The organism is Alteromonas sp. LOR, assembly GCF_000753865.1.
GTDB lineage: Bacteria > Pseudomonadota > Gammaproteobacteria > Enterobacterales > Alteromonadaceae > Alteromonas.
The window spans coordinates 121,996-134,118 of sequence record NZ_JQFW01000001.1 but is presented as its reverse complement, the minus strand read 5'-3'; the positions used below and the strand labels follow the sequence as shown (position 1 = coordinate 134,118).

The 12,123-nt window shown below is 42.0% G+C and carries 12 protein-coding genes; 2 read left to right on the top strand and 10 right to left on the bottom strand.

Annotated elements, in window-relative coordinates:
- Positions 1-154 precede the first annotated feature (154 nt).
- Entirely contained in the window at positions 155-547 is a 393-nt protein-coding gene (locus JV36_RS0100555) for an OsmC family protein (RefSeq protein WP_032094722.1), read from the top strand.
- Between the two features lie 61 nt (positions 548-608).
- On the opposite strand, the gene JV36_RS0100550 is transcribed toward JV36_RS0100555, so the two are convergent.
- The 7 genes from JV36_RS0100550 to JV36_RS0100520 form a co-directional block, all read right to left on the bottom strand.
- Positions 609-1,418 (bottom strand): substrate-binding periplasmic protein, encoded by an 810-nt coding sequence (locus JV36_RS0100550; protein ID WP_032094721.1) that lies wholly within the window; start codon positions 1,416-1,418, stop codon positions 609-611.
- 85 nt (positions 1,419-1,503) lie between these two features.
- On the bottom strand, positions 1,504-2,073 hold the full coding sequence (locus JV36_RS0100545) for a hypothetical protein (protein WP_032094720.1): 570 nt from the start codon (positions 2,071-2,073) through the stop codon (positions 1,504-1,506).
- A gap of 107 nt (positions 2,074-2,180) precedes the next feature.
- Positions 2,181-2,549, bottom strand: a complete 369-nt coding sequence (locus JV36_RS19040; protein ID WP_326938217.1) for a plasmid pRiA4b ORF-3 family protein — start codon at positions 2,547-2,549, stop codon at positions 2,181-2,183.
- A gap of 180 nt (positions 2,550-2,729) precedes the next feature.
- Entirely contained in the window at positions 2,730-4,043 is a 1,314-nt protein-coding gene (locus JV36_RS0100535; protein ID WP_081926468.1) for a type II toxin-antitoxin system HipA family toxin, read from the bottom strand.
- Entirely contained in the window at positions 4,043-4,309 is a 267-nt protein-coding gene (locus JV36_RS0100530) for a helix-turn-helix domain-containing protein (RefSeq protein WP_052010038.1), read from the bottom strand. The genes JV36_RS0100535 and JV36_RS0100530 overlap by 1 nt, the downstream gene beginning before the upstream one ends.
- A 295-nt stretch (positions 4,310-4,604) precedes the next feature.
- Positions 4,605-5,936, bottom strand: coding sequence for a type II toxin-antitoxin system HipA family toxin (locus JV36_RS0100525; RefSeq protein WP_052010037.1), 1,332 nt, complete (start codon positions 5,934-5,936; stop codon positions 4,605-4,607).
- Positions 5,926-6,234 (bottom strand): hypothetical protein, encoded by a 309-nt coding sequence (locus JV36_RS0100520; protein ID WP_032094719.1) that lies wholly within the window; start codon positions 6,232-6,234, stop codon positions 5,926-5,928. Before JV36_RS0100520 ends, JV36_RS0100525 begins: the two co-directional genes overlap by 11 nt.
- A gap of 397 nt (positions 6,235-6,631) precedes the next feature.
- Between JV36_RS0100520 and JV36_RS0100515 the strand changes: the two genes are divergently transcribed.
- Positions 6,632-7,132 carry a hypothetical protein gene (locus JV36_RS0100515; RefSeq protein WP_032094718.1) on the top strand — a complete coding sequence of 167 codons (501 nt, stop codon included), beginning with the start codon at positions 6,632-6,634 and terminating at the stop codon, positions 7,130-7,132.
- A 17-nt stretch (positions 7,133-7,149) separates the two neighbouring features.
- On the opposite strand, the gene JV36_RS0100510 is transcribed toward JV36_RS0100515, so the two are convergent.
- From JV36_RS0100510 to JV36_RS0100500, 3 genes are read right to left on the bottom strand one after another with little or no spacing between them, the layout of a single operon-like run.
- A complete protein-coding gene (locus tag JV36_RS0100510; protein WP_032094717.1) occupies positions 7,150-7,971 on the bottom strand; it encodes a restriction endonuclease in 822 nt (273 codons plus the stop codon).
- A 56-nt stretch (positions 7,972-8,027) separates the two neighbouring features.
- Complete coding sequence (locus tag JV36_RS0100505; RefSeq protein ID WP_032094716.1) at positions 8,028-11,324, bottom strand: DUF3427 domain-containing protein; 3,297 nt, start codon at positions 11,322-11,324, stop codon at positions 8,028-8,030.
- Complete coding sequence (locus JV36_RS0100500; protein ID WP_081926467.1) at positions 11,321-12,040, bottom strand: class I SAM-dependent methyltransferase; 720 nt, start codon at positions 12,038-12,040, stop codon at positions 11,321-11,323. The genes JV36_RS0100505 and JV36_RS0100500 overlap by 4 nt, the downstream gene beginning before the upstream one ends.
- Positions 12,041-12,123: the final 83 nt, after the last annotated feature.

The following is a 12,123-nucleotide window of genomic DNA, read 5'->3' as shown; positions in this document are numbered from 1 at the left end:
CGTTTCATAATTGCTTCGGGCGATTGGGCTACCTTAAACCTTATTGGTAATGAAACGAAGGTGACTAATTAAGCTATTAAACTTGACGCCGCGTACAACTCCTTTCAAGATCAGCAGAACATTTATAAAGTTAATTGAATATAAGGGCACATTAATGAAAATAGATATCGCACTTTTAGAAGGGCAAAAACTACAGGCGAGCTTTGGCAAGCATCAAATAATTAGCGATCAAAGCATATCTGCAGGGGGCGATGAGTCTTACCCTGAGCCTTTCGATTACTTCTTAGCTAGCATGCCGTTATGTGCAGCGTTTTTTATCCGCAAATTTTGTGACGCGAGAGACATCAGCACAGACGGAATAAGTATTAGCCAAGACCATAGCAGCAGCGCCGAAGATAAATTTAAAAAGGCATTTGCTATTAAAGTAACCTTGCCTGACGATTTCCCTGAGAAATATAAAAAGCCACTTTTAGCGTCTGCTAACAGCTGCACAGTAAAGAAAGTCATTCAGGCAATGCCCGAGTTTACTATTCAAATTGAAGAATAGTATTGAAATTGCAGAGTAGTATTTAGATTTAAGCGGAGGCGGGTAAAACAATCCTCTTCATTTACTCGCTATGGTTGGCTGTATAAGGCGTTTCAAAAACGCCTTTGCTTTTAATTAAGCGCAGAGCTTTACTGAATGATTCTTCTAGCCCTGAGTGTTCAGAGCGCTTAGACAGTGCGAGATACACCTTTCTGTCGTCTCTTACTGTGTAGCTTTGTTGTAAAATTGTGTCTGTTAAGCCTTGTTCTTGCAGCAAATAGTTAAGCCGTTGTTCAGAGCCAATAAAAGCATCTATACGTTCGTTGAGTAATAAGTTGATAAGCTGCAAGTGAGAGTTGGCAGGTACTTTTGCAAAACTGGTGGCGTTATCAAATTCTGGAAAGTACAAACTAAAGCGAGTAAGACCAATAATTTGCCCGTTTAGGTCGGCAAATGAATCAAGAGAGGTTTCTGACCCTTTTCTAGCGTAAAAGGTTTGAACGCTACCATCTGCCACAGAGGGTTCGATAAAGTGTAAAAACTCTGCTCTTTCGTCGCTATAAGTTAACCCAATAAAAACATCTACCAACCCCTTTTCAAGTAACACAATGCAGCGGGCAAATGGGCACTCAACAAATTTCAAACGCATGTTCAACCGCTCGGCAATCAGCTTCATGGCAATAACGTTTATACCTGCTGGTGGCTTACCTTCTGACAATATGGAATAGGGAGGGAAATGATTTATCGCCAATCGTAAAACGGGTTGGGTTTCAGGCCACTGCGCGTTATTTGTTTCAGTTGGATGCGCAGGCTCAGCATTAATGTGTGTTTCACTAGCAAGCCCAAAGCTTACTACAGCTAAAAAGAAAAACATTGTTGCTTTACACCACATACCTGCTCCAACGAATTAGTAACACTTAAGCAATTACACTTCGTGTTTAACAGTATATCAGACTATATCAGGTAGATGATTAAACTCAGTCGACAATAACAACCACAGCAGAATGATAGGTAATACTTAACGGGCCGCTAGTAACAAAGCGCTCGAATGTTGGGTTGTCGGTTCTGTACAGCGTAACTTTGGTTGACGCCATAAAGCCAAGAGGCAACGGCAATGGGTGGGTATCGAAAGAGAAGTTATACATTACATATACGCGAGCATTTTCAAAACGCAGTTCATAAGCGAAAAGCTTGTTGTCTACATCTACCTCGTAAATACGCATATCCGCTGTGGTAAGTGGGCCATATTGTTCAATAAAAGAGGTAAGCTTTTTTACCTCAACATTTGCATTAACAGCAACATCCGCGTCAGCCTCGACATTATTAAGCGGCATGGTAGGGAATACGGTGACTGCTTTTAACGTTTCAAACAAACGCACTTCCCGAACAGATAAATTAGCAGACAAACTCCCCAGTGCAGGGCAGCGTTCAACTTCAGCCCCTGCCTCTTCATTACCCAACGCCTTAGATAGCCCCTCATTCAGTAACGCCACATCACGCTTATCACTACTTACCGAAAAAAAGCGGCAGACCGCGTTGTTCCACACCGCATTTCGCCATGGCTCAGCAAACCCAGGCGTTGGTTGGCTATATTGGGTTTGAAAAAACCAAACAGCGCCAGCTAGTGCTAGGGCGGTTAGCAGTAGTAGAAATATTAGCGATTTTTTGATGACAGCCTCGGTTTTGAATGTGTTGGGTTTAGGGATAGTTGAAGCGTAATTAAGCGCTTATGTGTTGTTACGGTGTAGGGGAAGAGCAGTGCTGCTAATGTCGAGTCAACTATTTGATGCTCCCAATGATCACCAAAGTCATAAATATAGGTAAACCGCTTGCTACTTCCTAACAATTTATGAAGCTGCTTTCTGCGCTGGTCAATTAAATAATCATCATCTAAATCGAAAACTTCTCCATAGTGCTCATCGCCAAAGGTAAACATATGCAAATGGTAGCTAAACCAACCCATTGCTTCGTTAATAACTTTACTCAGCTTTATCAGGGTAATGTTTTGCGGCACTGAGACCACTCTTCTCACTTAAGGAGACGAAACATTTTTTAAATGGATGTCTAATATAAAATGAGCGTTTTTCATGGAACTACCAACATTTTCTTGTGGTTCACCTGCGTATTCCGGTAAAAACAGTCAGTCATTTCGGTTTTATCCGATCGCTTCATAACCTTCTTTTTTTCCCATTCTCTTTTTACGCTATCCGTTCAGAAAAGTCGTTATTTTACGCAGGCAAGTGAGTGTGCTTTCGGTTATGACCTCACCTACACCCATATCAAAATGTGCATTCGCCTGCTTGAGGGTGGAAGTTAGCGCTTCCTCTACCTTTTCGTCTAAGGAGGCTAATATGCCGAGTGTTTGCTCCTTATCTATACCTTGCCGCTTGCCATGCTCTGGCCAGTGTCTAGGCATAATTTCATTCCATTTGTAGTGTGTATTTTTACTATGGACTTTCATTGCCATTTTTATTTTTTTTGCCTGAATATTGCCTTGACCAAAGTACGGGTAAGCGCTTAGCACATCGTAGAAGGGGGTTAGACGGTATCCATTCTGATTCAGTGCGATGCTGAAGTTTTTTGCATGCCCATCAATAGCAGCAAGCAACCAAAATACGATTTGTACACGAAAAAATTCGAGTCGATCGTCATATGCGTTTTTTGAGCTCGACAGCAGTTCCATGACCTGCTGAGAGCCAGGACCACCTTTTTCTTCATACTTTGAACCACTTACTTTCCCTAATGCCTGACACATATCCTCTTGGGGAAGCCGGAAAATAGTATCTTCCTCGATTCTGCGATCAAAGCGTTCCACCACCAATACTTTCTGCTCTTCAAATTGCGCAATTTCACAATCTGCCACATCCAAGCCCAGGTTTTTCATAAATGTTTGGCAGAACCATTCGTTGTCTACACTCGAAGATAAGTCTATTCCTAGGCTTTCATGATGAAGAATGGGCGGCTTAAAGATATGCGTGGTTGGCGTTGAGCTATGTGGTCGGCACCACCTTCCTTCCCATAAGGTTAGAGCGGTCTTTTCCTGCGCTCCAGCAAGAGAAATTCTGAAGTCATCATCTGAGTTCATACCTAACATTTTTTCAAGGCGAGTGTCTTTGATAATTTGTGCGACTTCACTCTCAGATAAAGGAGTAAGTGACAGTGGAGGCATTTCTCCTTTTGCAGGCGCTTGAGTGAATGTGAGCGCACCCACACAATCTTTCCCAATCTTGGCTAACAAATCGAATGGCTTGGTACTATCGGCGCCTAAGCGGTCTTTCATATGCTTTCTGATAGCGCTTGTATCTGGCAGCAAATTATCAAAATAAGCATGAACAGCGTCTCCTGTAATTTCAGCTTGTTGCATAGGTAGGCTTAGGGAGATAGCGCGGCTTCCCTCTACCTCTAGCCAGTTGGGCTCGTACTTAAAGCTCATGCGTCCATTTTTTAAATACAACTCACCCACCGGGAATCCGTTCATGGAGCAAAAGAGTGTGCGGGTATGTGATTTTCGTCCCATCAGAATCTCAGTGATTTTTTCGCGAGTGGAGTAGTCAGTGTGGATACTTCATCCTTGGACAGGCTGTCGACCTTCAGCGCTAAGTCTAGTGACGCGCAAAGTTTGATGAGCATATTGACCGAGATTTTTTCAGGTTTGGTTTCACAGTTAGAAATATCTCGTTGATATACACCAATGCGTTTTGCCAAATCAGCTTGAGTCCATCCTTTGGCTTTTCTTCTGTCCTTGATAATGGCGCTAAGATCCTTGGGCGTATTAATCTTCATGTTAGTCTCTTATACCGATTTTTGTATAGAACAAAAATATACGGATTAATGCATAAAATTACTATATACAAAAATCTGTATAAATCAAGTTTATACAGATTTGTGTATAAGAAACCCAATCTAGCCAGAGTATTGATTTTCTAATCTCACCAGGCCAACACTGCTGATTGATACTAACTTAACGACCTTATCAGGCGTTATGGGATTTCCATAACGAAAAGCCTCTCATTTAAATGGAATTCACGCGGCTTGAGTCAGTTCGCCGAGCTACTCCAAGACCGAAGAAATGCCTTGGTTACGAACAGCCTGAAGTCGTTTTTACAATCCGCCCTAGCGTGCTACATCGCTCACTAATACGGGTTACGATTTGTTGATACATGTCATTGGGTATGGATGTTTCAAGATCGCTTTCCAGCACTTTTAACACTTTGCTGGTGAGTTGTTTAAGCTGTTTTTCAACAAGTGCTTTAGGTAGCCCTATATTTACACCTAACTGCACAAAGTCGTGCTTGGTATAGTAACCAAACGAGTTATATGCATCACTGAAATATCCATCATCTCCCTCTTCTATTGCGAGAACGCCAATCGACATAAAGCAAGCGCGATCAAATTGTGGGTAGGGCGCCAGACTAAGAACGTCATACACTGGCGTTAACATGTCCATGGTTGTGCTGTGTCCGCGAGGTCTGCGCATCAAAGAGAAGTTTTTTAGATGTAAGTCGTTGTTACCCACAATGTAAGAAAACACAACGTGTAAGAACAATGTTAGTGTCACCGCTTTGCTATTCCCTGCTGCTTGGCTTAACCGCTTTAACACGGTTTCATAACTTAATGCCTCGCTGTCTTTATGTTTGGGATGCACTAAGCATAAGGATGCGCCGTCTTCTATTAAGTAGCGCTCATCTTCATTTAAAATGTCGAAACGCTTTGTTACGTATGCAAGCTCTCCGTCTTCAAAAGGCACAAGGCCACATTCCGCGGTATTAAACCCCACCTTGTTGGCCAAGCTCATAATAAAAAGCTCATTTTCAGGGCAATACGGTACCCCTTCTGGAGCGGGCTTAACAATGTACTGACCCCCACGAGAAGTAGGCACAAGTTGATTGTCTTGCAACTTCATCATCAGCTTTCGCTGCACACCTGAAATGGATTGGCCGTTCGCATGATCTACTGCGTAGTCATTAAACGTTTTCGACGTGCCAACAATAACAACACCTTTGTCTTTCAAAGTGCGTGGTTTGGGTATGGGAAGCTGAATAAAACGGTTTGGTGGCAATGTATCAACCTCGCCAGCCACTACCGAAACCGCCCCGATAAGCTCTTCTCCATTGGCGCACAGTAAACCAAACTCATCACTTTTATCGAGTCTTGCCTTTGTAGCCTGATGCGCTCTTAACCAACCCTCAGAAAGCACATTAGAAAAGAAAGGGGGTAAAGCATCAAACTCGTATCGCGTTTTTGTTAGTGGAAAGTGATGGCCAATGGGAGCACCATGCATTAGATACTCTTCTGCATAGGTAAAAACATAAGACTCGCGAGCAGCTAAGTTATTAATGTCGCGATACTCTGCAAGCGTTCCCGCCTTATTTGCATTAACAAATACAGTAGCTAGACGGTTAATTTGCATCTACACGGCCTACGTATAACCGGTAGTTTCCAAAAACTGAGATAATAGCCTCTATAGTGGCGCGCTTAGTTGAACCTGGCGAGTTAAATGCAGCATATAGTGTGGTTTTACTTATCATCGCAAGTTCGCAGAATGTGTCGATAGTAATATCGTTGTCTTTCACATAACGGGTTACGCGCTGTTTTAACTCAGAAAGCGGAAACATCTCTTTGTTTTCAAGCTCGCTAGCCTCTAGGCGTTCAAGCTCTTTTAAGAGTGCGTTAACACGCAGCTTAATTTCTGTGATATCACTTTTCATGTATTCCACCAGTGCCAAGTTATGTGTGGCGAACTTTAATGTAAAAAATATCACTTTTGTTTGGTAAAGTGAACTTTAATGCGGAAAAAGAGAAAAAAGTAAACTGAAAGTGTAATTATGAGTGAAATAGTTCACTACGATGAACTATTATCTGAGCCACTTTTTTAACAGCCTTAAAACTGCACAACGCTTTGCTGCACACGAGCACTCCATACTCCACTCTGAACTGCGCCATAGTTGGCAGTAACTTGGTTTATGTTCACTATTTTGAGTTTGAAAAAACAATAGCGCCAGTCAATTGCATATTGCTTGATTTTAATTACACGCTAGCACTGAAAATCCGTACCATCCAATATCATCTGGTTACAGTGAATAACAGAATAATTGGAGAGCCAACGTGGTATACCACGCAATTATTAACGCCTTTATCGACAACATATCCAATCCACGCTTTTATCGGTCTATCAAAGACATTGCTACTCGGCTCAATGCAGTCGACCCTGCGGTGTTATTTATGATGGCATGCAGCGAAAATAATGTGGCTCAAAAATCAACAGGCAGTGAGCGCAAAACAGAGAGCATCGACTTAATGGCTAAGCAGATTTTAGGCCACGCGCTTTCATCTGCTGGGTATACAGAAGCCATGCTTGCAGAAGATTTTGAAATAATGAAAAGTAAGCGAACAAATGGATTATCCCCTAGTCAGCAAATATTGTTGGAACAGCTAGCTTTGCTGAATTCCCTAATAAATAACGATATCGATTACAACTTTTTGGCTGTTTGTCTCTTCCTGTATAAAGAGCAGCCCGACGCATACAGTAAACAAAGCGTAAGCCTAGATGTAAAAAGCAATACGGCCACGAAAAGGCTGATGTGTTATGTGAGGCAAAGGTCATAGGTTCATTACCTCTGCCTTTATTCCGTATATCTACACTTTGGAAAATTAGAGCATCCCAAAAACTTATTTCCTGCATTTGGGCCGCGTTTCGCAATACGCTCGACGAGCGTGTTTCCGCATTTTGGACACTGTGCTTGTCTGAACGCCTCCTTAGTCTTCAGTGTCTCGGCTGTCTCTATCGTCTCCACTTTCTCCATTGCTTCTATCGTTGCAACAGTCGGCGCAGCCTGCACTTTTTGAATAAGTGATAAGAGTTCTACACCACTTAATAATTCAATCGGTTTGCCCTTCGCGAAGTCAAAAGCTTGCTGAGTGAACTTACCTGAGCAGATAACAATGACTTTTTCGGCATTACTGGCGGTGAGTACGCCATACATCTCTCGTATTACGCTCACTCCCACTTTTTGAGACTTCCATTGTTTGCACTGAACTAATGTATGCTCTCCGTTTTTTATCAACTCTAAGTCTATTCCACCGTCAGCTCCGTAACCTCCCTCCGTCACTCGAAAGCCCTGTCTTCGAAAAGCTTCTGCGACTAATTCTTCAAAGTTGCGCCAATGCATTTGCCGAATAGTTTCGATGCTTTTTTGAGTGTCTAATTGCTTTGCTTTACGTCGTGAGTTAAAAAATGAAAACGGAGCAATAAGCAGTATAAATAACGCAAAGTAAGGTCCTGGAACTGCTATGCCCTGAAGTAACATATTGATGAGTTGATTTTCTGTTTGAATAGAAGGAAGAAAATGGGTCATACCGAAATAGGTAATGCCTGCTGTCATAACTGAAGCCCACCATGGCGCCTCAAAAAGTAAATCGGCAAATGAAGTGTTCTTTCTTGGCATATGTAAACATCCTTGTTTTGAGTATTTATTCAGTTTCGCTAAATTCAGACTTAGTTTTAGTTTTTATCTAACAGCTCCCAAGTGACATTCATCGGCTTTTCACCCTCATGACCTTTATACTTCACTTCGCCATAAAAAATAAAAGGGGAAGCAGTTTTCCCTCTGAGCTTACTCTCTCGAATAAACAAATAGACTGAACTATCTATTTTTTCATGTTGAACAATCTCTCGACCGCGCTTATTCGCTGGCGAAGTGCTATTTTGAGATTGCCAATGAAACTGTTTATCGTCAATAAAATAGTCATGATACTGATGGTCTTCTGCCTTACCTTGTTTGTTTAATGTAACCAGAAGAATTTGTGCATTTTTTTCCTTCAATACCACATGTCCTGATTGCCAGTTCCCTGGGTTGAACTCTTCATTAAACAGCGGCGGAATATCCTCTCGCATAAATTCCTGACCAACAAACAGTTGCAGTGGGTCTACTTTTCCTTTTAAGCGAGCAAATGTCACCATGTCTTCGCTAGCGTTAATATCATCATAATCGGGATTAGCGGCCCTAAGTGTATATGTGCCGTCATTATTTTTTCGCACTTTCCTTAGTAAGTACTGATTATCACCAGAAGTATCTTGCCGCTCTATCGCTACTGTTGTGTTACTTATACTTCCTGCATTATTTGAGGTGATTTGTTCTAGTAACAAATAGTCACCGTCATAAATTGGGTCCCTACCACCGTTCATAGAGTTGCCCGATGCACGAGCTACAAAGTGCTTTGAACTATCCAAGTTTCCGAAACCAATTGGTGCATTTACAAGTTCTGAGGCTTCTGCGTTTCCTGTTTTGAAATGACCACACGCAATCTTTATATCTGGGAAAAACGGCAGCTGCTCGACACTTGGAAAGTCAATGACGTTATTTGCGCTTTTGTGAGTGGTTAAATGTCTAAGCTTGTAGGCAGCTAAACGTTGTCTATTAACTTCATTGGTCATTTCTAAGAACGTAACAGTGTGAGATGCCTTAACACTCTGATTAAATCCGAAACGCTGCGCGTTGATATCAAACCAAGCTACCTTGGATTCTGGTTCTTCAGTACACCAAAACTTAATTGGGTTGCTGCGCCAATGGCTTTTCCAAGCAGTTCTACTGAGTGTTTTTAAGTCCTGTTTACTCTCTGGTAAATCGGCAATCCATTCAGGATTACTTATAAACCATTCTCTAGCCCATTCAGCTAAATCCTCAATACTGGTTTGCGTTTGAAAGGCGCGTTGTTCAATGAGTGTTGCCAGTAGCACTAGTTTGTAGCACTTCGAGATTCTTGTTACTGCTAAATCTTTAAACCATTGCAAATGCAGCTCTAGTGCTTCTAATTCGTCGGCAGTAAGGTCGCCTTTGCTATCAACAAATTCCCACCATGAACCCCGGTTTTTGCGAAGCTTATCCATGTTCGCACCGGCATTATAAAACTCAGTGAAAGTTGGTCTTCGTCCTAGTGTGTTTTTTAAGCTATCGTATTGCTTATCAAGCTGATCTTCCGAAAGGTTTTCAAGAAATTCGATGAATTCCAGTTCAAAATTAACGTAGCACCCGTCAGGTAGCAGTTGATTTGCATTCTTTGCCGCTCTTACGATTTGTTGTCTGTTCAGTGGTTTATCAACAATGCTTGAAAGTAACATTTCAGGGCGATTTAAAAAGCTGTGGTGGTTACCCACAAAATCAAGAATGACCAACCTTTCTTTTCCTTCGCTTTGACGTAAGCCACGGCCCATTTGTTGTAAAAATAAGATTTTAGATTCTGTCGGGCGTAGCAGAAGCACAGTATCTATTTGCGGTAAATCTACACCTTCATTGAAAAGATCGACTGAGAACAAAATATCAATATCGCCGTTACTTAAATTCTCGAGCGCCTCACTGCGAGTAAGTGACGAATCGGAGTGAACACTAGCAGCGTTAACGCCTTGCTGGTTGAAATAATCTGCCATGTAATCTGCATGTCTTCGAGACACACAAAACGCTAATGAAGTACGTTGAGCCTTTTCTTTCCATTCATTCAGCGCGTGTTTTGCACGCGACTTTGTCGCTAACTTATTAGAAAGTTTTTCTGGGTCGAACCTACCGTTTCTCCAAGGTAAATGTTCATAATCCACTTCCTTATCAAATATACCGTAATAAGAGAACGGACAAAGTACCTCCGCCTTTACCCCGTCAAATAAATCTTGTTGATAAATTAGGTTGTTATCACAAAGCTTTAAAATGTCACTTCCATCTGTTCTATTTGGCGTTGCAGTTAAGCCCAACATAAATTTAGGAGTGAAGTGTTCTAATAATCTCTTATAGCCATTAGCTGCGGCATGATGAAATTCATCAACTACGATAAAATCGAATGTAGTAGATTCGAACTGATTAAGGTGGCTTGCTTGACCTATTGTCTGCACTGAGGCAAACAGCATGTCGTACTCACGATCTTTCTGTTTTCCGCTATATCTGCCCACTTTTTTGTTTGGCAGTATTTTTAAAAAGCTCGTTTCTGCTTGCAGTAAGATCTCTTCCCTATGAGCAACAAATAAAACTTTTGTTGCATCGAATTGCGCCGCATCAAAAGCGGCTAAATAGGTTTTGCCCATACCGGTGGCCAGCACCACTAAGCCCTTAACTGTGCCACCTTCACGTGCTTGATTAAGCGCCTGCAGCGCAGCAGTTTGGTGTTCTTTGGGAGAGGGGATTTCATGTTCTGCTTCATCTGGAAGCGAAACTGAAGAGTATAAAGGCGTCACTTTTCTAGCTGCGTTGTAGCGAATTTCGTATTCTTTTATCCAATCAAAGGTGAGTGGCTTAACCTGTTGAAGCGTGAATAGATGACTATACTCACTACGAATTTGCTGGATTCTATCTGTCGCCTCACGATCTTTTTCATTGGGGAAATCTATTCGGTAATTCCACTCTATGCCGTCGGTAAGAGCTGTTTTACTGATGTTGCTTGAGCCAATAAAAGCACTAGCTTTTTGCATACCGTATTCATTATTTTTTACGAAAATGTATGACTTTAAATGAAAGCTGGTGGCTTGTTTGCTCTCAAATATTCGAATGTCGGCACCACGCTCGCTAAGCAGCATCAATTGCTTGAGAGCTTGAGGTTCGGTGATGTTCATATAGTCTGATGTTAAGAGCGATAAGCTTACCTGTCGCTCTTTTGATTGCATTGCATCTTCAATATCCTGAAACAGCAGGTTTAATCCAGAGTTACGGATAAAAGAAACTGCAATTTCAATATCGGTAGCCGTTTTAAGAGCACTACGAATTTCATGTATAAGATAGTTTTCGCTTCTACCCGTTATTAAATGATTGCTAACTGTCATTTGCTTCCTGCACTAACCAACTCTACCGTCACCCATTCAACATCACTACGCTTTAACCCGTCTTTACTAGGAACCGGATTCAAATTACGCGCTGTTAAACCATTTTCTGCTGCCAATGCTTGCAGCTCTTCATAGCTAACAGGGTACATAGGCCGTTCTGGGTCGCTAGGGCCAAAACGCAGGCTTATGTACATTCGTCCATGTGCTGAGAGTAATTCGGCAAGGCGTTTTATAGCCCTTGGCCTGTCATTTATTGGCAGGTGCATCCACACGGCAGAAAGCAAAATAAGGTCGAAGTGTTGGTGTTTATGTTTGTATTGATGAGCGGTAGGTAAGTTTGCCAGCGCGGGTAGGGCGGCGTTACACCAAGTCACTTTTTCCTTGGAGTGTTGCTTGGCTAATTTCAGTAATGCTTCGGCAGGCTCTGTTGCTGTTACCTGCCAACCTTTTGCGGCCAGCCAATTAGCGTCGCGACCACTGCCTGCACCAACGTCTAATGCAGTAGATGGCGGTGTGTTTGCAAGTGCTTGCTCTAGGTAGCCGTGCACACTGTCTGCACTTATCGATTGATAAAGCGAGTAGTAGTGTTCTGCGTTAGCACTGTAATGGCTAATGGTTGTTTTCAATACTAAAAATCCCTCTTTGTATGCGGCGCCAGTATTTCTGCGCTTTTTCTGGTTCTGCGTATACTGCCACTGCAATTCCAAAATTAGCATACCACTAATCGCCTTTTAGGTAAGTGAGAAGTGTTGGTTATTCAATATAAGGCTTTTTTAATTTAAAAATGTTTATCATTGGG